The sequence below is a fragment of the Klebsiella sp. BDA134-6 genome (genome assembly GCF_015601345.1).
Classification (GTDB): Bacteria; Pseudomonadota; Gammaproteobacteria; order Enterobacterales; family Enterobacteriaceae; genus Klebsiella; species Klebsiella grimontii.
The window spans coordinates 3,860,821-3,882,509 of record NZ_CP064784.1 but is presented as its reverse complement, the minus strand read 5'-3'; the positions used below and the strand labels follow the sequence as shown (position 1 = coordinate 3,882,509).

Annotated in this window: 23 protein-coding genes and 1 other annotated feature; of the genes, 5 read left to right on the top strand and 18 right to left on the bottom strand. The window is 61.0% G+C overall.

The genetic code is table 11. The annotated features are described in order from the left end of the window. Positions 1-39: 39 nt before the first annotated feature. Together hisG and hisL are read right to left on the bottom strand one after the other, a co-directional pair. Positions 40-939 (bottom strand): ATP phosphoribosyltransferase, encoded by a 900-nt coding sequence (hisG, locus tag IYV58_RS17930; protein ID WP_004122431.1) that lies wholly within the window; start codon positions 937-939, stop codon positions 40-42. Between the two features lie 47 nt (positions 940-986). After that, positions 987-1,109 (bottom strand) — a sequence feature (His leader region). Then, a complete protein-coding gene (gene hisL, locus IYV58_RS17925) occupies positions 1,085-1,135 on the bottom strand; it encodes a his operon leader peptide (RefSeq protein ID WP_009654477.1) in 51 nt (16 codons plus the stop codon). It overlaps the preceding feature by 25 nt. A 175-nt stretch (positions 1,136-1,310) precedes the next feature. Between hisL and IYV58_RS17920 the strand changes: the two genes are divergently transcribed. The 4 genes from IYV58_RS17920 to IYV58_RS17905 all read left to right on the top strand — a co-directional run bounded on the left by IYV58_RS17920 (position 1,311) and on the right by IYV58_RS17905 (position 4,709). Continuing rightward, a complete protein-coding gene (locus IYV58_RS17920; RefSeq protein ID WP_004122430.1) occupies positions 1,311-2,135 on the top strand; it encodes an SDR family oxidoreductase in 825 nt (274 codons plus the stop codon). Between the two features lie 37 nt (positions 2,136-2,172). Beyond that, entirely contained in the window at positions 2,173-3,063 is an 891-nt protein-coding gene (locus tag IYV58_RS17915; RefSeq protein WP_195729177.1) for a LysR family transcriptional regulator, read from the top strand. 235 nt (positions 3,064-3,298) lie between these two features. Next, positions 3,299-3,361: a membrane protein YoeI gene (gene yoeI / locus IYV58_RS28610; RefSeq protein WP_096335043.1), complete on the top strand. Its 63-nt coding sequence runs from the start codon at positions 3,299-3,301 to the stop codon at positions 3,359-3,361. Next, a complete protein-coding gene (locus tag IYV58_RS17905) occupies positions 3,351-4,709 on the top strand; it encodes an APC family permease (protein WP_004122426.1) in 1,359 nt (452 codons plus the stop codon). Before yoeI ends, IYV58_RS17905 begins: the two co-directional genes overlap by 11 nt. Before the next feature lie 73 nt (positions 4,710-4,782). Here IYV58_RS17905 and IYV58_RS17900 read toward each other — a convergent pair whose 3' ends face one another. The 4 genes from IYV58_RS17900 to nifL form a co-directional block, all read right to left on the bottom strand. Then, a complete protein-coding gene (locus IYV58_RS17900) occupies positions 4,783-5,286 on the bottom strand; it encodes a nitrogen fixation protein NifQ (RefSeq protein ID WP_004122425.1) in 504 nt (167 codons plus the stop codon). Beyond that, the gene (gene nifB, locus IYV58_RS17895; protein ID WP_195729176.1) at positions 5,286-6,692 is read right to left on the bottom strand and encodes a nitrogenase cofactor biosynthesis protein NifB; all 1,407 of its coding nucleotides are present in this window, start codon (positions 6,690-6,692) and stop codon (positions 5,286-5,288) included. The genes IYV58_RS17900 and nifB overlap by 1 nt, the downstream gene beginning before the upstream one ends. A 164-nt stretch (positions 6,693-6,856) precedes the next feature. Then, positions 6,857-8,431, bottom strand: a complete 1,575-nt coding sequence (gene nifA, locus IYV58_RS17890; protein WP_004122422.1) for a nif-specific transcriptional activator NifA — start codon at positions 8,429-8,431, stop codon at positions 6,857-6,859. After that, on the bottom strand, positions 8,428-9,915 hold the full coding sequence (gene nifL, locus IYV58_RS17885) for a nitrogen fixation negative regulator NifL (RefSeq protein ID WP_123829122.1): 1,488 nt from the start codon (positions 9,913-9,915) through the stop codon (positions 8,428-8,430). The genes nifA and nifL overlap by 4 nt, the downstream gene beginning before the upstream one ends. 321 nt (positions 9,916-10,236) lie before the next feature. On the opposite strand from nifL, the gene IYV58_RS17880 reads away from it, so the two are divergent. Then, entirely contained in the window at positions 10,237-10,767 is a 531-nt protein-coding gene (locus tag IYV58_RS17880) for a flavodoxin (RefSeq protein WP_112167177.1), read from the top strand. A 23-nt stretch (positions 10,768-10,790) separates the two neighbouring features. On the opposite strand, the gene nifM is transcribed toward IYV58_RS17880, so the two are convergent. The 12 genes from nifM to nifK form a co-directional block, all read right to left on the bottom strand. Then, positions 10,791-11,591, bottom strand: a complete 801-nt coding sequence (gene nifM, locus IYV58_RS17875; RefSeq protein WP_142445016.1) for a nitrogen fixation protein NifM — start codon at positions 11,589-11,591, stop codon at positions 10,791-10,793. Further along, positions 11,588-12,034: a nitrogen fixation protein NifZ gene (locus IYV58_RS17870; protein WP_087828818.1), complete on the bottom strand. Its 447-nt coding sequence runs from the start codon at positions 12,032-12,034 to the stop codon at positions 11,588-11,590. The genes nifM and IYV58_RS17870 overlap by 4 nt, the downstream gene beginning before the upstream one ends. After that, the gene (locus IYV58_RS17865; protein ID WP_004122407.1) at positions 12,031-12,291 is read right to left on the bottom strand and encodes a nitrogenase-stabilizing/protective protein NifW; all 261 of its coding nucleotides are present in this window, start codon (positions 12,289-12,291) and stop codon (positions 12,031-12,033) included. Before IYV58_RS17865 ends, IYV58_RS17870 begins: the two co-directional genes overlap by 4 nt. Beyond that, a complete protein-coding gene (nifV, locus tag IYV58_RS17860; RefSeq protein WP_004122405.1) occupies positions 12,291-13,433 on the bottom strand; it encodes a homocitrate synthase in 1,143 nt (380 codons plus the stop codon). The genes IYV58_RS17865 and nifV overlap by 1 nt, the downstream gene beginning before the upstream one ends. Positions 13,434-13,447: 14 nt before the next feature. Continuing rightward, entirely contained in the window at positions 13,448-14,650 is a 1,203-nt protein-coding gene (gene nifS / locus IYV58_RS17855; protein WP_004122403.1) for a cysteine desulfurase NifS, read from the bottom strand. Positions 14,651-14,680: 30 nt separating this feature from the next. Then, positions 14,681-15,505 (bottom strand): Fe-S cluster assembly protein NifU, encoded by an 825-nt coding sequence (gene nifU / locus IYV58_RS17850; protein WP_004122401.1) that lies wholly within the window; start codon positions 15,503-15,505, stop codon positions 14,681-14,683. 195 nt (positions 15,506-15,700) lie between these two features. Continuing rightward, positions 15,701-16,171 (bottom strand): NifB/NifX family molybdenum-iron cluster-binding protein, encoded by a 471-nt coding sequence (locus IYV58_RS17845; protein WP_004122400.1) that lies wholly within the window; start codon positions 16,169-16,171, stop codon positions 15,701-15,703. Then, on the bottom strand, positions 16,158-17,543 hold the full coding sequence (nifN, locus tag IYV58_RS17840; RefSeq protein ID WP_195729175.1) for a nitrogenase iron-molybdenum cofactor biosynthesis protein NifN: 1,386 nt from the start codon (positions 17,541-17,543) through the stop codon (positions 16,158-16,160). Before nifN ends, IYV58_RS17845 begins: the two co-directional genes overlap by 14 nt. Positions 17,544-17,553: 10 nt before the next feature. Beyond that, positions 17,554-18,927 carry a nitrogenase iron-molybdenum cofactor biosynthesis protein NifE gene (gene nifE, locus IYV58_RS17835; protein WP_154902175.1) on the bottom strand — a complete coding sequence of 458 codons (1,374 nt, stop codon included), beginning with the start codon at positions 18,925-18,927 and terminating at the stop codon, positions 17,554-17,556. A gap of 239 nt (positions 18,928-19,166) precedes the next feature. Continuing rightward, positions 19,167-19,829, bottom strand: coding sequence for a NifB/NifX family molybdenum-iron cluster-binding protein (locus IYV58_RS17830; RefSeq protein WP_112167183.1), 663 nt, complete (start codon positions 19,827-19,829; stop codon positions 19,167-19,169). A gap of 10 nt (positions 19,830-19,839) precedes the next feature. Next, the gene (gene nifT / locus IYV58_RS17825; RefSeq protein ID WP_004122392.1) at positions 19,840-20,058 is read right to left on the bottom strand and encodes a putative nitrogen fixation protein NifT; all 219 of its coding nucleotides are present in this window, start codon (positions 20,056-20,058) and stop codon (positions 19,840-19,842) included. 39 nt (positions 20,059-20,097) lie between these two features. Further along, positions 20,098-21,660 carry a nitrogenase molybdenum-iron protein subunit beta gene (gene nifK / locus IYV58_RS17820; RefSeq protein ID WP_004122390.1) on the bottom strand — a complete coding sequence of 521 codons (1,563 nt, stop codon included), beginning with the start codon at positions 21,658-21,660 and terminating at the stop codon, positions 20,098-20,100. Between the last annotated feature and the right edge of the window lie 29 nt (positions 21,661-21,689).

Below are 21,689 nucleotides of genomic sequence, written 5' to 3'. Positions count from 1 at the left end.
GGTTGATTCCCCTGTTTATCCCGTGACCGACCCGCCGGATTACTCCATCATCTTCTCAATCGGCAGGACCAGAATGGAGCTGGCGCCCAGCGCTTTCAGTTTTTCCATGGTTTCCCAGAACAGGGTTTCGCTGCTCACCATGTGCATTGCCACGCGCTGCTTGTCGCCGGCCAGCGGCAGAATGGTCGGGCGCTCGGCGCCGGGCAGCAGGGCGATCACTTCTTCCAGGCGTTCGGTCGGCGCGTGCATCATGATGTATTTTGATTCGCGGGCCTGAATCACCCCCTGAATACGGGTCAGCAGGCGGTCGATCAGCTGCTGTTTGCTATCGGCCATCTCGCCGTCGCGCTGGATCAGGCAGGCTTTGGAGCGGAACATTACTTCCACTTCGCGCAGGCCGTTCGCTTCCAGAGTCGCCCCGGTTGAGACCAGGTCGCAAATCGCGTCGGCCAGACCGGCGCGCGGGGCCACTTCAACCGAGCCGTTCAGCAGGCAGGATTTGAACGAGATGCCTTTCTGGTCAAGGTAGCGCTTCAGCAGATGCGGGTAGGAGGTGGCGATGCGTTTGCCGTCCAGTGCCGCCGGGCCGTCCCAGGGTTCATCCGCCGGGGTCGCCAGCGACAGGCGGCAGCCGCCGAAGTCGAGACGACGCAGGGTGAAGTAGCGCGGGTCTTCGCCCTGAGCGCGGCGGCTCAGCAGCTCTTCCTCCAGCACGTTTTCGCCGATAATCCCCAAATCGACCACGCCGTCCATGATAAGGCCCGGAATATCGTCATCACGCACGCGCAGAATATCGATGGGCATATTTTCCGCCAGCGCGATCAGGCGCTGGGTGTGGAGATTCACTTTGATGCCGCAGCGGCTGAGTAATTCGCGTGAATCTTCGCTTAAACGCCCTGATTTCTGAATAGCTATGCGTAAACGGCTGTTGTCTAACATTCTTATTTTCCTCTGTAACCCTGTCTGAATCTGTCCGAATTCGGTCCAAAAAAAAGCCCCCGGAAGCGAATCTTCCGGGGGCTCTCTTTGCGTTCATGCACCACTGGAAGATCCAAACGTCTTCCAGCACACATCGCCTGAAAGACTAGTCAGGATGATGGTGATGATGGTGGTTTTTAAATTGAACGCTGTTCATAAAATTCTCTGTGAATGACTATGCATTTGATGCCTTTTAACCTAAACCACTTTACTCGCATAAAGCAAGGGCTTTTTTCTATCATTAATTCATTTCATATTGACCGAAGAAATTGTCAGTTGCCGCCAGCTGGCGTAGCCTTAAGTCAGCACAGCGAAAAGTCAGGAGCAAGGGGATGAAAAAGGTCGCGATTGTAGGTTTAGGATGGCTGGGTATGCCGCTTGCGCTGTCGTTGATGTCGCGGGGATGGCAGGTGACCGGCAGTAAGACCACGCAGGATGGCGTGGAGGCGGCGCGGATGTGCGGCATCGACAGCTATCCGCTGCGACTTGAGCCGCAGCTGGTCTGCGACACCGAGGATCTGGATGCCTTAATGAACGTCGACGCGCTGGTGATTACTTTACCGGCTCGGCGGACCGGTCCCGGAGAGGAGTTTTACCTTCAGGCGGTACAGGAAATCGTTGATACTGCGCTGGCGCATCACGTGCCGCGCATCATATTCACCAGCTCAACGTCGGTTTACGGCAACGCCAGCGGCACGTTGAAAGAGAACTCCCCCCTTAATCCGCAAACCGCCAGCGGACGGGTGCTGAAAGAGCTGGAGGACTGGCTGCATAACCTTCCAGGCACCTCGGTGGACATTCTGCGCCTCGCCGGGCTGGTGGGGCCGTCCCGTCATCCGGGGCGCTTCTTTGCCGGGAAATCCGCGCCGGACGGCCAGCACGGCGTCAACCTGGTGCATCTCCAGGATGTGATCGCCGCGATCGAACTGTTATTGCAGGCTCCGAAAGGCGGGCGCATCTATAATATATGTGCGCCTAAGCATCCCGCGCGCGGCGTCTTTTATCCGCAGATGGCCCGCGAGCTTGGGCTTCCCGTCCCCGTATTCTCTGATAACCCGGAGAACGGTAGCGGCAAGATCGTGGATGGCAGCCGTATTTGCAACGAACTGGGGTTTGAGTATCAGTACCCCGATCCGCTGGTGATGCCGATGGAGTAATGCGCCAGCGGTGAATCGCGTACCGTAAGGGGGAGCGATGAAACCACTGCTGGATGTGCTCGTCATCCTTGATGCCCTCGATAAAGAGGGCAGCTTTGCCGCCGCCTCGGCGAAGCTCTATAAAACGCCCTCGGCGCTGAGCTATACCATTCATAAGTTGGAAAGCGATCTCAATATTCAACTTCTCGACCGCAGCGGTCACCGGGCGCGCTTTACCCGTACCGGGCAGATGCTGCTGGAAAAGGGGCGCGACGTGCTGCACACCGCCCGCGAACTGGAAAAGCAGGCCGTCAGGCTGCATCAGGGCTGGGAAAATACGTTGATACTCAACGTCGACGCCACCTTTCCGTTCCCGCTGCTGGCCCCGTCGATCGCGGCGTTTTATCGCCAGCATCACGCCACCCGCCTTGAATTCCGCCGCGATACCCCAGGCGCAAACTGGCAGATGCTGATGGAAGGGCGGGCGGATCTTCTGCTGGGCGTACTGGGCGACCCGCCGGCGCTCAGCGGCTGTGCCTCTGTTCTGCTGGGAGAGGTGGCGAAGGCGTTTGTTGTTGCGCCCCAGCATCCGCTTGCGCAGATTGCCGGTCCGCTGGGATGGCGGATGCTGCGCCGCCATCGGGCGATTACCACCGACGGCGCGTGGCCGCAGGCCGACGGCCAGGAGAGCCTGACGGTATTCGATCTTCCCGCCCAGCTGATGCTTCTGTGCGCCGGACTGGGCTGGAGTTATTTACCGCTATTTCAGGTGCAGGCATTAATCGCCCGCGGCGAGCTACTCATAATAAAAACGACGGTCCCCGAACCGGTCAATCGCGCATGGATAGGCTGGAATGAAGACGTTTGCGGGCAGGCGGGAGAGTGGTGGCGAAAGGAGATATTAGCAAATAGTGCTATCCATCAGGTCTATAATACTAAAATCGTATGAATATTAATCTGTTAGAGAATCACCGGGATTATTAAGCCTTGTAACATCTTGTCATCGGGCCAGCAGTTGTTGCAAAATACGCGTCCTGAAAATCAGAAACTGGCCGACGCTTTTTTAAAGTGTCGGTTATTTTTTTGGTTGAAAGACACATCATTCAATACCAAGAGGCCGGGCTTCGTACCGGATAGATATTTACTAAAAACCGACAGTGGTTGTCGCTGAGGAATACAAAGAAATGGGGCAATTTTTTGCTTACGCGCTGGCGTTCACCGTAAAAGGGGATAACTATGTCGCATAACGCTACTCCAAAAACCTCTCGCGTGGAATTACGTAAAACGCTTACGTTAATTCCGGTTGTCATGATGGGCCTGGCCTATATGCAGCCGATGACGCTGTTCGATACGTTTGGTATCGTCTCTGGATTGACTGATGGTCACGTTGCGACGGCTTACGCCTTCGCGCTGATCGCCATTCTTTTCACGGCGCTGAGCTACGGTAAACTGGTTCGCCGTTTCCCGTCGGCGGGTTCCGCTTATACCTACGCACAGAAATCCATTAGCCCGGCCGTTGGCTTTATGGTGGGCTGGTCATCGCTGCTGGACTACCTGTTCATGCCGATGATCAACATTCTGCTGGCCAAAATTTACTTTGAAGCGCTGGTGCCTTCTATTCCTTCGTGGATCTTCGTTGTCGCGCTGGTGGCCTTTATGACCATCTCCAACCTGCGCAGCATCAAGACCGTGGCGAACTTCAATACCCTGATCGTTATCCTGCAGATGGGTATCGTGGCGGTGATTGTTGGCCTGATTATCTACGGCGTTATGCACGGCGAAGGCGCGGGCACGCTGACCAGCACCCGTCCGTTCTGGTCTGAAGGCGCGCACGTGGTGCCGATGATTACCGGCGCGACCATCCTGTGCTTCTCGTTCCTCGGCTTTGACGGCATCTCTTCGCTGTCTGAAGAGACCAAAGACGCGGAGCGCGTGATCCCGAAGGCTATCTTCCTGACCGCGCTGATTGGCGGCCTGATCTTTATCGGCGCTTCCTACTTCCTGCAACTGTACTTCCCGGACATCTCGCGCTTTAAAGATCCGGACGCTTCGCAGCCTGAAATCATGCTGTACGTAGCGGGCAAAACCTTCCAGTGGGGCGTGCTGATTTTCTCCAGCGTTACCGTGCTGGCATCCGGTATGGCCGCGCATGCGGGCGTTTCCCGTCTGATGTACGTGATGGGCCGCGACGGCGTGTTCCCGACGCGTTTCTTCGGCTACGTGCATCCGAAATGGCGTACTCCGGCGTGGAACGTGCTGCTGGTTGGCGCGATTGCGCTGCTGGCGATTAAATTCGACCTCGTCACGGCGACAGCGTTGATTAACTTCGGCGCGCTGGTGGCGTTCACCTTCGTTAACCTGTCGGTGATCTCCCAGTTCTGGATCCGTGAAAAGCGCAACAAAACGCTGAAAGACCACTTCAACTATCTGATTCTGCCGGTGTGCGGCGCGCTGACCGTCGGCGCACTGTGGATCAACCTCGAAGAGAGCTCCATGGTTCTCGGCCTGATCTGGGGCGGTATTGGTCTGGTCTACCTGGCCTGCGTGACCAAAAGCTTCCGCAACCCGGTACCGCAGTACGAAGACGTCGCGTAATCACGTTTGATGATGTGAAAAGCCGGAGGGAAACCTCCGGCTGTTTTGTTTGCAGTCTCCCTTCGGGAAACGGTTACTCAAAACAGGCGCTGCGTTCCCAGCACTCGTCGCAGCTTGGCGAACGGCAGATAACTTCTCCCTGCTGCAGCAAACAGCGCTGACGATAAAAGAACTTTTTCCAGCGCATATTGTGTTCGTTCATCACCACCAGCTGCGGAAAGCAGTCGCTCATCAGCAGGCGTAATTCGGCGCGCGACGCCAGACCAAGATCCTGCCAGAGATGGTTAAACGCCAGCGAAACCTCGGCGATAATCTGCGCCATCGGCCCGGCATCCTGCTGCATCCAGCCCGCCAGCCACGCGCCCAACTGCTGGCGCTCCTCTTCGCGGGTGGCGTTGAGCTCCGCCATCAGGCGGCGGCGGGTGAGCGTCTCGCCGTCGAGCGGCGTTTCAGCCTCGCCCAACCGCCGGCGCAGCGCCTGCCAGTCGCGCGGGCTAAGACCCATGCGCAGAGGAAAGCTGCCTTGACCCGCGTGATACAGCAGCCATAAGCGCCTCAACCAGTCGAGCGGCGGCATCAGGCGACCCCCTTATGCGGTAACGCGGCAGGCCAGCTCCCCCGACGCTGTTGCCACCACGCGGGCAGCACTTCGGAGACCGGCCGCCACGCGCCGTCAATGCACGGTTCAATGCCTTCCTGTTCCAGCTGTTGCCACGGCGTATGGCCGATACGTACGCAGAATACGGCTTTAACGTCCGCCAGCAGTTCGAGGATCGCCGCAAACCGGGCTTCGTTATCCTGCGGCTCGCAGTCATCGCGCCCCTGACAATATTTGGGCGTAAAGCGCTCGTTGACCAGCACCATGCCGGCGGCCGAGAGGCTGTAAATGTAGAACCGGTCGGCGTGGCCAAAGTGACAATCAATGACGTCCCCGCGGCTTGACGCCACGGCGACCAGGCAGGCGTCATCGGCTTCAGATTCGCCGCGGGTCGCAATGCTGGCGTGCAGCTGCGCGCGCTGGTGGAGGATCGGCAGCCAGGCCGGGAGGCTCTCTGGCGCCGGCAACTGGGTAAACTGCTGGCTGCGGTCTTCGCCGAGCATCCCGATGGCGTCGGCGCGACACTGGTGGCAGTGGGTCATCTGCGGCATCACTTCGCCGCACCGGCTGCGGGTGGCGGCGAGCATCTCGGCGTCCGGCTCCGGCTGGCCGTTGAGGCCAAATACCGTGCCGTGCTCCGGCCTGGCGATCAGCGGCATAATATTATGGATAAACGCGCCGCTGGCCCGCAGCGCGCGGCTCACGTCGGCCATGCCGCTATCGTTGATGCCGGGGATCAGCACTGAATTTATTTTCACCAGCACGCCTTTGGCGGTCAGCCTGTGTACGCCCTCAAGCTGACGGGCAATCAGGATCTCTCCCGCTTCGCGCCCGCTGTACCGTTCGCCGTCCAGCCATAGCCAGGCGTAGATTTGCGCGGCAATCTCCGCGTCGAGGGTGTTAATGGTGACCGTGACGTGGTCAACGCCGACATCCAGCAGGCGGTCCACCGCGTCAGGCAGCATCAGTCCGTTGGTCGACAGGCATAATTTCAGGTCCGGCAGCTGTTCGCGGATCAGCTCCAGGGTACGAAAGGTGCGGGCGATATTGGCGAGCGGATCGCCGGGCCCGGCGATGCCCACCACCGAAAGCTGCGGGATCGCCTGCGCGACCTGACGCACTTTCACGACCGCCTGTTCAGGCGTCAGCAGCGTTGACGATACCCCGGGGCGGGACTCGTTGCTGCAATCGAATTTGCGGTTACAGTAGTTGCACTGCAAATTGCAGGCAGGCGCAACGGGCAGATGCATCCGCGCGAAACGGTGATGCCCATTGCGAGAGTAGCAGGGGTGCGCGGCAGCTTTATCGGCCACAAGCGGCGTCAATGCGCTGTCATCCGCCGGGCGGCAGGCTTTGCCGCCAGAAAAAGAGGAGCAGGAAGTCATGGTCGTACCTTCGTGGTTGGGCGATACCTTCCTGCTGCAAATGCTGTACCAGAGGTCAATTTCGCAACCGCATGAAAAATAGACTCTTTAACCGGCAACCCGCGTCCCTGAATTGTCGCAATTCCGCCGCGCTGGCGACAATGTCCTGAATCTCACATAAGGCTTCACAGTCGCGGCATGGTGATATCCATAATCTGAATGCGATACGCCACCTGGCGCGGGGTCATGCCGAGCAGCCGCGCCGCTTTGGCCTGCACCCAGCCCGCTTTTTCCAGGGCGGCAATCAGCCGCTGGCGCTCGTCGAGGCTGTTATCAAGCCAGCCGTCCTCCGCCGGACCGCTGCTGGCGAGCGCTTTCGGCGGGTTATCGCGATGGTTGAACAGAATCACGTCCCGGTCAATCAGGCCGCTTTCCGACAGCACCGCCGAACGTTCGAGACAGTTTTCCAGTTCGCGCACGTTCCCCGGCCAGCTGTACTCCATCAGCAGGCGAATCGCCCCATCGCTGATGCGCAGCGTTCGCCCCTGGCTGTGGGCGATTTTTCGCACCAGAAAGTGCGCCAGCTCGGCGATATCCTCCTGGCGTTCGCGCAGCGGCGGCAGCGCGATAGGCATTACGTTCAGGCGGTAGTATAGATCCTCGCGAAAATGACCCAGCCGCACTTCCTCTTCCAGATGGCGGTTGGTCGCCGCAATAATGCGCACGTTGACGCGCAGGGTTTCGTCGCCGCCGACGCGCTCCATCTCCCCCTCTTGCAGAATACGCAGCAGCTTAGCCTGAAACGAGGCGCTGCTTTCGCCGATCTCATCGAGGAATAAGGTGCCGCCGTCCGCCAGCTCAAAGCGGCCTTTCCGCTGGCGCACCGCGCCGGTAAATGCGCCTTTCTCATGACCAAACAGCTCGCTCTCCAGCAGGTTGTCCGGCAGCGCCGCGCAGTTAAATTTGACGAACGCCGCGGCGGCGCGCGGAGAATTATGGTGGATGGCGTTGGCGATGAGCTCTTTCCCGGTGCCGCTCTCGCCGCGTACCAGCACCGTGGTATCCCAGCGGGAAACCTGACGAATAATATCCATAATTTGCCGCATCGCCGGGCTTTTACCGACCATATTCTCCAGGCCGAAACCGCGCGAAGAGGTACACGCCCGCGGGCGCTCTACTCTGGGGCTCTGCTGCGGCGGCTGCGCGGCGGAGGTCGGCAGGATCATCAGGCGAATCGTCTGGGCGATCAGATTGGCGACGGTTTCGAGAAAGCGCGTGCAGGCGGGCAGCCGCTCTTCCTGACGCGCCATCGGCTGCGCCGCCAGTACGCCGATGGGCCGGGAGTGGGGGCCCATCAGCGGAACGGCGATAAACGGCAGATCATAGTCGTACAGGCTCAGCCGATCGAGAAAACGCTGGTCGTCGGCGACGCGCGGCAGCACCAGCGACTGGCCCTGCGCCAGTACGGTACCGACTAATCCTTCCCCCGGCCGGTAGCGAATTTGCGTACTGCCGGGCAGCGTCTGGTTTTCCGTTTGCTGCAGCGCTTCGATGCTCAGGATCTCCTGCTGGCTGTCGTACAGGCAAATCATCCCGTGCTGCATAAACGCATCGTTATGTAGCACGCTCAGGACCTCCTGCAGGGTTTTGCTCGCTTCGGTGGCGCGGCTCAGCACCACGCTTATCCGCTGCATGGCGGTAAACTGCTGGGAGAGATCGAAACGTCTGACGGTGGTGTCCGAATCGGATTTATGGATCATTGCTCACCTCCGGTCAGGGTATTAAAGAGCGGGAAACGCAGAACCAGGCTGGTGCCTCCCTGGGGTCGCGAAGCCAGTTCGATCGCGCCGCTGTGGTAGGCGACCAGCGTTTGGATCAGCCGCAGCTCCATCCCTTTGCCGGGAGAGTTTAAGGCATCCGGGGAGTGGGCGTAGCGCACCTGCAGCAGCGGGACATTGTCGTTGAGATAAAAAGAGAGCCAACCCTCGTCCTCTTCGGCGTAAAGTTCGATCTCCAGCGGTACGGAGGGCAGCTCGGCGGCGAGGGCCAGCGTCCGGTCGAGCCATAAACTCAAGCAGGCCAGCAGCTGGGTACGCTGGCCGAAGCCGACCAGATGCGGCGATGCCATGTCCACCTGCAGCCGCGCGCGATCGTCAAAGCGGGTGCGGTAAAGGGCGTACAGGTCGTCAAAAAAGGGCTGAAGCGGCCAGACGGCATTGCTTTCCAGCTCAAGCGAAGGACGGCAGCGCTGCAGACGCGCCATGGCCTCTTCACCTTCGCGCCACGCCGCATCCAGCGCCACGTTGCCGCTGCCTTCGCCGTTCAGCCGGCGGGCCGCCGCCAGCATGTTGATTGGGCAATTAAGCTGAATCAGCGCCGCGTCCAGCGACTCGCGAATCGCGGCCAACAGCTTACCGGCGGTCATCTGCTGTTTCAGACGGTCGAGCCGGCCCTGTTCCTGCTGCTGGCGCTGCTGGGTGCAGTCGGCGATCACCACCAGCGTGCGCGCCGGGGCGCTGTCGACGAAGTAGCGGCTGGCTTCTTCACTCACGCCGGGCAGCGCCCAGCAGGTCACCGACAGCCAGCGGACCGCGCCGCGAACCACCACCGGCAGGATTTGCTCCGCGCCGGGCCCCATTTTGCGCGGTGAAACCTGGAGCTCGACCAGCAGCTCTTTCCCACCGCAGTCCGCGCAGAACGTTTTGTAGGCGAGATTATCCATCACCACCCGATCCTGCTCATCCACCACGACCACGGCGGCGGGGATGTTATTGAGCACCGCTTCCATTAGCGTCATATGATTGCGCAGCCGCTGTTCCAGGGTATAGCTGACGCTAATATCCCGCTGCATCGCCAGATAATGCTCCAGCTCGCCCTGCGGATTCAGCACCGGCGTGATATCGATATCCACCAGATACAGGCCGCCGTCGCGGCGCTGATTAATCAGCTGACCGCGCCACGGCTGGCGCTGGAGCAGGGTTTGCCACATCTCCTGGTAAATCTCGCGCGGCGTCTGGCTGCTGGCCAGCAGACGCGGATTTTGATTGAGCAATTGCGCCAGCGAGTATCCAGTCTGGCGGCAAAACGCCGGGTTGGCGTAGATGATATTCGCCCGGGCATCGGTGAGGGAAATCGCTACCGAAGCCTGTTCGACCATTGTAAAAAACAGCCCCGGATGTTGTTGAGTCAGCGCACCGGCAATCGCCTCGGGTACGGCGTTATCGAGCATCATATTCAGGGTCATCGCAAACTCCTGTGTCGCAGTTATGACAATTTGTCCGACACCGTGACAGGGACGCCGCGGTGTTTTCCGAACGGTGATAACCATGCAAACCGTGCGCCCTTATCGGCGTAATAAGCAGAAACATTGATCCGGTAGGGGAAAAGCAGGCGCTTTTTGCATTTCAAGCGCCCCGCCAGCCCCGCTGCGTGCGGCGGGAGGGGGCTAAAGCGATCGTTTTGGGGCAAGGATGGGCCGCGGTAGTGCAAAGAAACCTGGCACAGCCTTCGCAATACCCCTGCGAGAACGCGTGTTTTCAACCCCCTTTTCTGACAGGAGCGCAACATGGCGAACATTGGTATTTTCTTTGGCACCGATACCGGTAAAACTCGCAAAATCGCGAAAATGATCCACAAGCAGCTGGGCGAGCTGGCGGATGCCCCGGTCAACATTAACCGCACGACGCTGGACGACTTTATGGCCTATCCGGTGCTGCTGCTGGGCACGCCGACGCTCGGCGACGGCCAGCTGCCGGGGCTGGAGGCCGGATGCGAAAGCGAATCATGGAGCGAATTTATCAGCGGCCTCGACGACGCCAGCCTGAAAGGAAAAACCGTGGCGCTGTTCGGCCTCGGCGATCAGAGAGGCTATCCGGACAACTTCGTCAGCGGGATGCGCCCGCTGTTCGACGCCCTGAGCGCGCGGGGAGCGCAGATGATTGGCAGCTGGCCAAATGAGGGTTATGAATTCAGCGCGTCCTCGGCGCTGGAAGGCGACCGTTTTGTTGGGCTGGTGCTGGATCAGGATAACCAGTTCGACCAGACCGAAGCGCGTCTGGCGAACTGGCTTGAGGATATTAAACGCACCGTGCTGTAGGCGTTAACGGGTAGCCGCTGAGGCTACCCGCACAGTCCCGGCTGACGGGAGATCATCTGTTCCAGCCACTGGCGCTGATGGCGCTGCTGGCTCTGCTGCCAAAGATAATCGCGCGCGCTCTCCAGCGCCTGCTGCGGCTCCATGGGCGCGGCGGGGCGAATCGCTTCGCACCATAAAAGATGCCACCCCAGCTCGCTGGCGATGGGAAGGCTTAGCGCGTTTTCCGCCAGTGAAAACAGCGCGGTCTCGAGCTGCGGATAGAGCAGGCCGCGGCTAATCCAGCCTAAACGACCCTCTTCCAGGGCGCTTGGGCAGTGGGAATGGCGGTGGGCCAGCGGAGCGAAAGCGTCCCGCGAGGCGTTGATTTGCCGGTACAGACCGAGGATCCGCTGGTGCACGGCTTCGCGGTCGCCATCGACCGTCAGCAGCAGGTGGCGGGTCAGACGCTGTTCCGGGCGCATAAACTGCGTCTGGTGGCGCAGATACCACGCCTGTACCGTGGAGAGATCCGGCTGCGGCGCCTGGCGGGCAATATCGGCGAAGGCGAGTTCCAGCCGGGCGTGATGGCGCACGATGGCAGCGCGTTCGGGCTGAGTAAAATCCCCCTCGTCGAGCCAGATGGTAAGGGAGGCGGCGATATTCTCCAGCAACGCCTCCGGAACATCGCCTTCAGGGACCCGCGCGACGATCGCTTGCTCCATATGGCACTGGCGTTGCCAGGCCTGTTCAAAAGCCGGCGTATCGGCCGGATCCAGGGCCGCCGGATCGCGATTCCAGCGGCTGCGCGCCAGCCGCTGCCGGGCAAAACGTTGCCATGGGGTCATTCTTCTCTCTCCTCTGCAAGGGCGATGGCCTGCGCCGGGACTCTGAACCAGCGGCCGCTAAAATCGACGGTGTAGCTATCGCCGAGCTCTCCCCGATCGGTAGCCTCAATGCGTCCCCGCTGGCCGGCGCTCACGACCACATCACCGTTGACCGCGAGCGCCATCTGGCAGGTCACGCTATCCCCGTATTGCAAGTTTCCTGCCAGCCACGGCTGGGTGATGGGGATCAGCTCCTGTTCGCGGCAGCCGATGATCCGATCGGTTTCCGGAAAGTGGATCTGGTAGATAATCTGATCCTGCAAAAAAACGCCCCAGTCGCGGACAAAGCCGGTGCTGCCGCGCCTGACCAGCAGCGCGCCGGGCGCGAAGCCCGCCACGGTGCCGTCGTTACGAATCGCGCGTACGACGCGGACCTCTTCGCTAAAGGTAAATTTTGGTCTCATGTTCCGCTCTCCTGAAACTGTTGCTGATAGCTCTCCGCGAGCAGTCTTCGCGCCAGTAGCCAGGGCGCGCGGTCGTTATCCTCGAGCCGGTTTTGCAGCGGCACCTCCGCGCGGAGTTTGCGATGAAACGTTGCCAGCACCGGCAGGCTGCAGCGGCCAAGCAACTCGGGCTGATAGGGGACGGCGAAAAACTGAAAAAAAGATTCGGCGGAGCGAAGTTCGTCCACGCCGGGAATTTGATAAAACCACTCCATCATTACCCCCTCGCCCGCAGGGCGGATTCACCGCACAGCTCATCGTAGATAGCCACCAGCTCGTAATCTTTCGGGTTGCGCTTCCAGTTCTCGGCGAAGCGGCGGATGGCGGGCAGCAGCTGGTTAATCTGCGCGGCGTTGAGGTGATAGCCCATCTGGTCAAAAACGCCGTTGACCGCCTGACGCCCTGAGTGTTTGCCCAGCACCAGCCGGTAGCTGCGGCCCATCAGGGAAGGGGCGATGGACTGGTAGCTCTCGCTGTCGCGCAGCAGCGCTGCCACGTGGACACCTGACTCATGGGTAAACACCAGCTCGCCGACCAGCGGCTGCTGCGGATCGATGGCGCGCTGGGCGGCTTCCGCGACCCTCTGACAGAGCGCGGGCAGCGCCGAAAAATGCACGCCGGTCTCCACGCCCAGACAGCGTTCAAGGCCCAGCGCGACGGTTTCCAGCGCCGCGTTGCCCGCCCGCTCGCCGAGACCGAGTACCGTCGTATTCACGCTGGTGGCCCCGGCGCTTACCGCCGCCAGCGTATTGGCGGTCGCCATGCCCAGATCGTTATGGGCATGCATTTCGATCTCGCCGGACCAGACTTCGCGCAGGGCCGAGATTTGCGCCGCGGTGGTAAAAGGGTCGAGCAGGCCGACCGTATCGGCATAGCGCAGGCGGGCGGCGGCGCATTGCTGCGCGACCCCGGCGATAGCGCGCAGGGTCTGGCCGCTGGCCCGCGAGGCGTCCTCGCAGCCGATGCATACCTTCAGGCCGAGGCTATGCGCAAGATGGATAAACATCGCCAGCCGCTCCAGCAGCACCGCCAGCGGCTCGCGCAGTTTGTACTGCCGCAGCTTATCCGAAGCCGGAATCGAGATATCCACCCAGTCGATGCCCAGATCGGCGCTCTGGCGGATTTCCATCGCGTTCATCCGACACCAGGTCATCAGGGTTGCGTCGGGCAACTGGCGACGCACCAGCTGGATCCGCGCGATCTCCTCGTCGCCCATCGCCGGGGTGCCGACCTCCATCGCCGTTATTCCTGCGGCGTAAAGCGCCTCGGCAATGGCGACCTTTTCGCTGGTGCGAAAGGCGACGCCGGGGCTCTGCTCGCCGTCGCGCAGGGTGGTATCGTTAATCAGCACGCGTTCCATCAGCCACCTCCGCCTTAGCCGTAAACCGGCGCGAATACGGCGTCCGCCGGGCGCGGCTTACCGTTCTGCCAGTAGGGCGACAGCGCGCGCAGCCGGTCGATAATCGGCGGCAGCGTGGCGACGACGTAATCGATCTCTTTCTCCCGGGTGTAGCGCGAGAGAGAAAAGCGGATGGTGCCGTGGGCGGCGGTATAGGGAATATTCATCGCCCGCATCACGTGGGAGGGTTCCAGCGAGCCTGAGGTGCAGGCGCTGCCGCTGGAGGCGGCGATCCCGGCCTGGTTTAACAGCAGCAGAATGGCTTCACCTTCAATAAACTCAAAGGCCAGATTCACCGTGCCGGGCACCCGCGGCTGGCCGCCGCCCATCACCATGACCGACGGTACGCTGGTCAGCAGGCGATGCTCCAGCCTGTCGCGCAATTGGCCGATATGCGTCATTCCCGGCAGATGGATATTCGCCAGCTCGCAGGCCGCGCCCATGCCGACGATTCCGCAGATATTTTCCGTTCCGGCTCGCCGGCCGTACTCCTGGTGACCGCCGCGCAGCAGCGGGCGAAAGCGCGTTCCCCGCCGCAGATAAAGACAGCCTACGCCTTTTGGTCCGTGGAACTTATGCGCCGAGCAGGAGAGCATATCGATGCGGGTCTGGCCCACGGCGATCGGTATTTTCCCGACCACCTGCACCGCATCGCAGTGAAACAGCGCCCCTTGTTCATGGGCCAGCTCCGCCATTTCGCCGATCGGGAAAAGCACCCCGGTTTCGTTATTCGCCCACATCACGCTGACGAGCGCCACGCGCGGGCTGAGCGCCGCGCGGAACTGCGCCATGTCCAGCGCCCCCTCGCTATCCACCGCGATGCGATGAATCCGGTAGCCCTGGCGCTCCAGGTGCTCGCAGGCCGCCAGCGTCGCCGGATGTTCGACCGCGCTGGTGATGATTTCGCGACGCTCAGGCAGCAGGGCGATCGCCGAGGCGATGGCGGTGGCGGTGGCTTCGGTGGCGCAGGAGGTAAAGATGATCTCGCTGGGATACTCCGCGCCCAGCAGCGCCGCAGCCTGCTGATGCGCGCGTTCCAGAGCCGCCTGGGCCGGAATGCCAAAATCGTGTATCGACGAGGGGTTGCCGTAAAAATCGGTCAAAAAGGGCATCATCGCTTCCAGGACCATCGGGTCCAGACGGGTGGTGGCGTTGTTATCGAGATAAACCTGTTTCATCTTGTCCCCCTTGGGTCAGTTAACCGCGGCTCAGGCCGCCACCACTTCCATATAACAGCCGGTACGTTCCATCAGTTTTTGCTGCAGCCAGGCCAGGGTCATATCGGTCATCATGCAGCCGCTACAGCTGCCGGAGAGGCTGACGGTCACCTGGTGGTTGGCGACGCTGAGTAGCGCCATGTCGCCGCCGTCGGCCTGAATATGCGGGCGCAGTTCGGCGATGGTATCGACGACGCTCTGCCAGTGCGGATCTTTGCCGCTGGCCACGGCTGGCGTCGTCTGCGGCTGCTGGGCGAGGATCTCCGCCAGAGCCAGCTCAATTTTTTCGTGGCAAGAGGTGCAGCCGCCGCCCGCTTTGGTGTAGTTGATCACCTCGGCAAGGGTGGTCAGCCCGTTGTTCTGTACTGCGCGGCGAATATGCCCTTCATCGACGCCGAAGCATTTGCAGATCAGCTTGCCTTCGTCGTGCTCCTCCTCAAGGCTTTCGCCGCGGAAGTTGGCGATGGCCGCGCGCAGGGCCTCCTGGCCCATCACCGAGCAGTGCATTTTCTCCGGCGGCAGTCCGTCGAGATAATCGGCAATCTGCTGATTGGTTATCTGCCCGGCTTCGGCGAGGGTATGGCCGATAATCAGCTCCGTCAGCGCGGAGGAGGAGGCGATGGCGCTGCCGCAGCCGAAGGTCTGGAAGCCCGCCTCCTCAATGATTTCGCTTTGCGGGTCGACGCGCAGCATCAGGCGCAGCGCGTCGCCGCAGCTTAACGAACCGACGTCGCCTACCGCGTTGGCGTTGTCCACCACGCGCGCGTTGCGGGGGTTAAAAAAATGGTCTTTCACTTTCTCGGAGTAATTCCACATGCTGTCAGCTCCAGGGATGAGGACGGAAAACGCCGGGGCGCGGTTCACCGCGAAAGCGCGGTGGCGATAACGAACTAGCAATTGCGATACCAGAGAATAAAATTAATATTTTTCAAATTGTTGTGTATTTTTCCTGACAAGGTTGGTCCGACAGTGTCGCGATGTTTTGTGGGCTTTGTCACAGAAACGACACGGCTAGCGGCGCGGGTCCGGATCCCCATGCCACTCCTGTTCCTGCAGCAGACGGGTAAAGCGCTCCGGGTCGCGCTGGCGCGTATTTTTGCGCTGCCCTTTGTCGTACCAGTAGAGCTGGATCTCCTGCAGTAAGCCGACGATGGTGGTGTCGGCGGGAACGCGTTCGGCGCGCACGCCCACCTGCAACAGCTGGCGAAAAACCGCGTCGCCAATCGCCACGCAGAACAGCGTGACGCAATCCTCCAGAGCGTGGATCCGCCTGGCGATCTTCTCCGTCTGGTGGCCGTTCTCGACCGAGAAATCAACCACCCGGATTAGAGTGACCCGGTCCGCCTTGACGCCGTACACCACCAGCCGCGGGGTGGCGCCGAAGTGCTGATCGACGTGACGATAGTCAGAGCTGGCGAAGGCGACCTTCATAGACCACTCATCGGAGTGGACCATATCAAACTGACGGTTAATCGGCGGCATAAGCGCCTCCTGTGGAGAGTGACGATTCGGGGTTCTGGCGAAGCGGCGATCGGTAGTGGGCGAGGTGGTGGTGACGCTCGCGCATCAGGTTTGCCAGCTCAAACAGCGTATCGCGCATTCCGCTATATCCCTGGCGCACCCGGCGGAATTCGCCGAGTTTGTCAAAGAGCGGAAAACCCGCGCGCACCAGCGGCAGCGCAAACTGCTCCGCCAGGTCGCGGGCGTGCGAGTTCGCCACCAGCAGGTCGGCGGGATGCGCGCACAGCAGGGTTTGCAGATCCTCCAGATCCCCCGGTACCACCCGTTCTACCGGCAGCTGGCGCAGGCTGGGATGACCGGTAGGGGCCACCAGCGGGCCGGGCTGCATCCCCTGGCTGTTGGCGAAGTCACACCACGCCGCCAGCAGATCGCCTTCCGCCGCTATCGCCATGCGCTGGCCCTGGAGCCACATATGGCAGTCGATCATCGCATCCTGTAGCTGGCCGCGCTGGCGTTCCAGCCACTCGGGAACGGCGCGTCCGGAAATTTTCGCCAGTTGATGAATAAAGGAGTCGCAGCGTTCGAGGGTCATCAGGTGCGGCAGGGCGATAACCTCGCCGCGGCAGCGCGGGGCCAGCAGCGATGAGGCGCGATGAAGGGAGACGCCAATGGCGAAGCTACACAGGCTTTGCCCCATCTGCTCTATCTGGCGCAGCGGCGTCCCGCCCTGGGTTAACGGTGAGAAATCGCCCTGCGCCAGGTGGCCGTCCATCGACTGCGCCAGGTCCGGCAGGATTACCGGCTGCAGGTTGAACGCTTCGACGCATCGGCGCAGCCACTCGATATCGCCCGGCGAACAGAGGTGGCTGACCAGCAGATTGACCCGGCGATTGCGCTGAGCCGGTCGCGGCGCCGGCGGCACCCACTGCTCAATGACGCTCTCTAGCACCGCGCTGAAGCCGTTCTCCATGGAGCCATAAAAATCCGGCGTGTTAACCGTCAATATCGCCACGCCCTTATGCCGGGGATACTCTTCGCGAAACTGGCGAACCACGCGGGAAATATCGCTGCCCTGGGCCTCTGACAGCCCGGTGCTGAGCAGTACGATAGCCTGCGGATTGTTGCGCTGGCAGAGGGTATCCAGGGCGGTAAAAATATTGCCGTCCGCGCCCATAATCGTCGACGTGGGGTCCATCGCCGTCGACTGCAGGGGAACCGGGTCGTGGAAATGTTGAATAAAAAAGACTTTGGCGAAGGCGCTGCACCCCTGCGCGCCGTGGACCAGCGGGATGCTGTGTTCGATCCCGAGGCTCGCGAGGATCGCGCCGAGCGGCTGGCCGGTTTTGATAGGGCTGACCGCCAGCGGTTTATCGGTGCGGAAAATGTCTGCCATGATGAGCTCCTTAGCGCCACGGGGCGCGAGAATGGGTTTGCGGCCAGATGGGGCTATTGATGGTCTGACACAGCTGGCGGGCGAGGGTGACGATCCCCTGATAGCCAGCGAAGGCGTGTTCGCGCTCCTGATTGATATCGAGAAACGGCAGCCTGGCTTTATAGGCGGTGTACATATTGCGTCCGCCAGCAATCATCAGGTCGGCCTGATAGCGATAGACCACATCCAGCAGCGTGCGGGCGTTGCCCTCTTCCAGCATTACCGCCTCTTCGCCCATCAGCTCGCGGATCCGCTGTTTATCCTCTTCGGTGGATTTACGCGTGCCGGTTGCCACCACGGTCATGCCCAAATCCTGAAGCGCCGATACCACCGACCAGGATTTCACCCCGCCGGTATAGAGCAGCGCTTTGCGGCCGCGCAGCTGTTCGCGCCACGGCTGTAGCGCCAGTTCCGCCGCCTGTTCCTCCCGCGCAATCAGCGCTTCGGTGCGCTGACGAAGGTCGTCGTCGCCCAGCAGCGCCGCCAGCTGGCGCAGGGCGTCAGAGGTGGCGCGGATCCCGTAAAAGCTGCCTTCGAACCACGGCGTGCCGTAGCGCTGCTCCAGGGCTCGGGCGACGTTGATTAACGCCCGCGAGCAGACCAGCATATTGGCCTGCGCCCGGTGCATGGTCTGGATCTCGGCGAAGCGGCCATCGCCGGAGAGGCTGCCGAGCACGCGGATCCCCAGTTCGTCGAGCAGCGGCTGAATATGCCAGAACTCACCGGCAATATTGAATTCGCCAATCAGGCCAATATCGTGACGCTGCTCCGGGGCAAAGGGCGTGCTCTCCGGCCAGGGCGCGGGCTCGCGCTGGCCGATAACCCGTTTGACCATGACGTCGCCCGCCAGCCGGTTACCGAGATTTTTACTGCCGTAGAAACCGGCGGCGTCAATGGCGATAACCGGTACGCCGGTGGCGGTCTGCGCGGCCTCGCATACCGCTTCGAGGTCATCGCCCTCCATGGCCGGTACGCAGGTGTTATAGATAAAGACCGCCGCCGGGTGATAGCGGGTGACGATATGGCGCACGGCGTGAAACAGGCGGCGTTCGCCGCGGCCCATAATCACGTCCTGTTCGTTGAGATCGGTGGTGAACCCGAGCCGATTAAGGGTGGGGCCGGAGCTGGCGCTGCCGCGGTTATCCCATGAGCTTCCGGCGCAGCCGATAGGACCGTGGACCAGATGCGCCACGTCGGCGATGGGCAGCAGGGTTATCTGCGCGCCGTCGAACGCGCAGCCGCCGGCGGTGGCGCCGGGTTTGGGCGCGCTGCAGCCGGATTTTTGTTTATGGTTGTGTTCACAAGCCGGTTCATCCAGCAGCGCCAGAATTTCATTTCCCTTCATAGTGACCTCGTTGACGGTGGGGGATGAGGGGGAAGATGCAATTCGCGCTCCATAAGCGGTGCCTTGATATTTAAAGAAAAAGGGTTGTTGGCTTTGCGACAAAGCCAACAATCAGACAAGGGGATGGCGGGGCGTGTCTTGTTTTGGCGAATAATCTTCCCCTGACCGTAACGTGGGGAATGCGTCCATACGCGAAAAAAAGCCCGCGGGGTCAGCGGGCAACAAGCACAAAACAGGGATTAAAAAACGCGTTCTTCCAGAGGATTATCCCTGTTAAGCCGCTTCGCCAGCCACGGCGGCAAACGGCCGGCCAGCAGCGTATTGATCGCCTCGCACTGCGCCTGAATCGTCGTCCCGGGCTGCGCTTTCATCGGGTGGATGCGATGGCGGATCAGCCGCGCGGCGGCGGGCCCGCCGATCTCCTGGCAAAACAGCAGCTGACAGTCCTCAATAAGTCGGGCGCGCACTTCGTTGGCCTCCTGCTGGTGGGGCGCGGAGGGGTAGCGGCGCAGATCGTACAGCCAGCCGCCTTGCTCATCGAACGCGTAGATAAAAAACAGTCGTCCCTGGCCGAAATGGCCGTTAATCACCAGCCCATCCTGAGAGCAAAATGCCGCCAGCAGCTGCGGCGTGCGCTGGGCAGGGCGAACGATGCGTAAATGGGCGGGCAGCGCGCCCTGCAGGCTCGCCATCACCCGCGACCAGCGAGCGGGGGACATCACCGCCGTCGCGGAGGGAAAGCTGGCGGCCAGCTGCGGCTGGGTCAGGGTCGCCAGACGCGCTGGCGTCAGCGTCTCGCCGCTCTCCTGCGCCAGCCAGTCGACGATTTGCGCCGGCTGTAGGTCCGGCAGGGACTGAAACAGCGCCAGCATACGCCAGAATAGGGTATCGTTGTCGGACATCACCAGCTCCTTATATCAAGGTATTGCGCGTCGCGCGCAGGCTTATCGGGAAGACGGGACGCCCCGGCTGCGGATGCACGTAGTAGCGGCGTCCCCCCTCCAGCGAAATCGCGCCGCCCCAGCGTTCAGCGTCGTTATGCTCAATCTGGATCACTCGCGCTTCCAGATCCTGTTTCGCGATATAGGCGTACAGGTCCGCGCCGCGCTCACGGAAAATCACGATGGGCATACTCCCTCCTGGCCCCGCATGACGCGGGGCACCTGATGGTTAACGGACGAGATCGAAGCTGTAATCGGTTTTGCCCAGCTGGCTGGTATCGCTATCCAGTTTCTCCAGCACGGCGTTCACCAGCGTCGTCACAATGTTCATCGCGCCTTCATAACCCCAGGTTGTCTGGCGGTGCAGATGGTGGCGGTCGAACAGCGGAAAGCCGAGGCGGATAAGCGGCACTTCAAAGGCTTTGCCCTTCGCCAGGGTATCGCGCTGGATAAACTTGCCGTAGGAGTTGCCGATCATAAAGTCCGGCTGACGGGTGAACATCAGCGAACGGAAGTGCCACAAATCGCAGTTGATAAACACTTCGCTATCTCGCCCGTACGGCGAGGCATCGAGCATTTTCTTCATCGCTTTTTGCCAGCGTTTGTTGGCGTTATGGCTCAGGATCACCGTCGGCTCGCAGCCCAGCTCCAGCAGGAAGCGGGTGAGGCCCATCACGAAGTCCGGATCGCCGTACAGGCCAAACTTCTTGCCGTGCAGCCAGGTGTGGGAGTCGAGCATCATGTCAACCAGCCTGCCGCGCTCAATGGTGAGGGCGTCGGCAATTGGCTTTCCGCTAAGCTGGCTGACGGTCATCAGCAGTTCATCGGTGGCGGCCAGTCCCAGCGGAATGGCGACCTCGGTGGCGGGCTGGTTCCACATCTCCTGCACCACTTTTTTGCTCTTCAGCAGCTGCCACGGCTGCAGGAGTAGCGTATCGATGGCGTCAGGGGCTTCTTTCATCTCCTGCTGCGTGGTGCCGCCGGAATACATCCGGTAGTGGCCGTCGGCGGGCGTGTCGAGAACTTCCGACGGATCGGAGAGCAGGCTGCACGGTACCGCCATCTGTTCCATCATCCGCTTTAATACGCGGAAGTTGCCGAGATAGGTTTCAAAGCCGGTCACCAGATTGAGCTTCGGCAGTTTGCCCGGCTGCCCCTGGTAGTCCGCGGTGAAGGTTTTGGCGAAGCCTTCAAACATGTTATCCCAACCGGTGACGTGGCTGCCGATAAAGCTTGGCGTATGGGCATGGGGCACGGCGATGCTGCTGTCGACGAAGCCATCTTTTTTGGCGTTGGCGATAAACGCCTGCAGGTCATCGCCGATAACTTCCGCCATGCAGGTGGTGGACACCGCAATGATCTCCGGTTTGTACAGCGCGCTGGCGTTCTGCAGGCCCAGGTTCATATTGTTGTTGCCGCCGAAGACCGCCGCGTCTTCGGTCATCGAGTCGGAAACGCAGGCGATCGGCTCTTTGAAATGGCGGTTAAAATAGGTGCGAAAGTAGGCCACGCACCCCTGAGAGCCGTGCACATACGGCAGGGTGTTGGCAAATCCCAGCGAGCAAAGCACCGCGCCAAGCGGCTGGCAGGCTTTTGCCGGGTCAACGGTCAGCGCCTCGCGCTGGAAGTTCAGCGCTTCATACTCGGCGGTGGTGGTCCAGTCAAAGACCTCCTGCACGCGCTGCGCATCGTGCGCCTCTTCCAGCTGCCGCTTATTGCGAAACAGCTCCTGGTATTCATCCTGTTCGAATAGCGGATAACAGCTATTAATTTTATCAATCGTTTGGCTCATGGTGTTCTCCTCCCGCGCCACAAATCGGT

Coding starts and splice junctions, on each gene's coding strand:
- hisG (WP_004122431.1), bottom strand. CDS start 939: ATGTTAGACAACAGCCGTTTACGCATAGCTATTCAGAAATCAGGGCGT.
- IYV58_RS17920 (WP_004122430.1), top strand. CDS start 1,311: ATGAAAAAGGTCGCGATTGTAGGTTTAGGATGGCTGGGTATGCCGCTT.
- IYV58_RS17915 (WP_195729177.1), top strand. CDS start 2,173: ATGAAACCACTGCTGGATGTGCTCGTCATCCTTGATGCCCTCGATAAA.
- IYV58_RS17905 (WP_004122426.1), top strand. CDS start 3,351: ATGTCGCATAACGCTACTCCAAAAACCTCTCGCGTGGAATTACGTAAA.
- IYV58_RS17900 (WP_004122425.1), bottom strand. CDS start 5,286: ATGCCGCCGCTCGACTGGTTGAGGCGCTTATGGCTGCTGTATCACGCG.
- nifB (WP_195729176.1), bottom strand. CDS start 6,692: ATGACTTCCTGCTCCTCTTTTTCTGGCGGCAAAGCCTGCCGCCCGGCG.
- nifA (WP_004122422.1), bottom strand. CDS start 8,431: ATGATCCATAAATCCGATTCGGACACCACCGTCAGACGTTTCGATCTC.
- nifL (WP_123829122.1), bottom strand. CDS start 9,915: ATGACCCTGAATATGATGCTCGATAACGCCGTACCCGAGGCGATTGCC.
- IYV58_RS17880 (WP_112167177.1), top strand. CDS start 10,237: ATGGCGAACATTGGTATTTTCTTTGGCACCGATACCGGTAAAACTCGC.
- nifM (WP_142445016.1), bottom strand. CDS start 11,591: ATGACCCCATGGCAACGTTTTGCCCGGCAGCGGCTGGCGCGCAGCCGC.
- IYV58_RS17870 (WP_087828818.1), bottom strand. CDS start 12,034: ATGAGACCAAAATTTACCTTTAGCGAAGAGGTCCGCGTCGTACGCGCG.
- IYV58_RS17865 (WP_004122407.1), bottom strand. CDS start 12,291: ATGATGGAGTGGTTTTATCAAATTCCCGGCGTGGACGAACTTCGCTCC.
- nifV (WP_004122405.1), bottom strand. CDS start 13,433: ATGGAACGCGTGCTGATTAACGATACCACCCTGCGCGACGGCGAGCAG.
- nifS (WP_004122403.1), bottom strand. CDS start 14,650: ATGAAACAGGTTTATCTCGATAACAACGCCACCACCCGTCTGGACCCG.
- nifU (WP_004122401.1), bottom strand. CDS start 15,505: ATGTGGAATTACTCCGAGAAAGTGAAAGACCATTTTTTTAACCCCCGC.
- IYV58_RS17845 (WP_004122400.1), bottom strand. CDS start 16,171: ATGCCGCCGATTAACCGTCAGTTTGATATGGTCCACTCCGATGAGTGG.
- nifN (WP_195729175.1), bottom strand. CDS start 17,543: ATGGCAGACATTTTCCGCACCGATAAACCGCTGGCGGTCAGCCCTATC.
- nifE (WP_154902175.1), bottom strand. CDS start 18,927: ATGAAGGGAAATGAAATTCTGGCGCTGCTGGATGAACCGGCTTGTGAA.
- IYV58_RS17830 (WP_112167183.1), bottom strand. CDS start 19,829: ATGTCCGACAACGATACCCTATTCTGGCGTATGCTGGCGCTGTTTCAG.
- nifT (WP_004122392.1), bottom strand. CDS start 20,058: ATGCCCATCGTGATTTTCCGTGAGCGCGGCGCGGACCTGTACGCCTAT.
- nifK (WP_004122390.1), bottom strand. CDS start 21,660: ATGAGCCAAACGATTGATAAAATTAATAGCTGTTATCCGCTATTCGAA.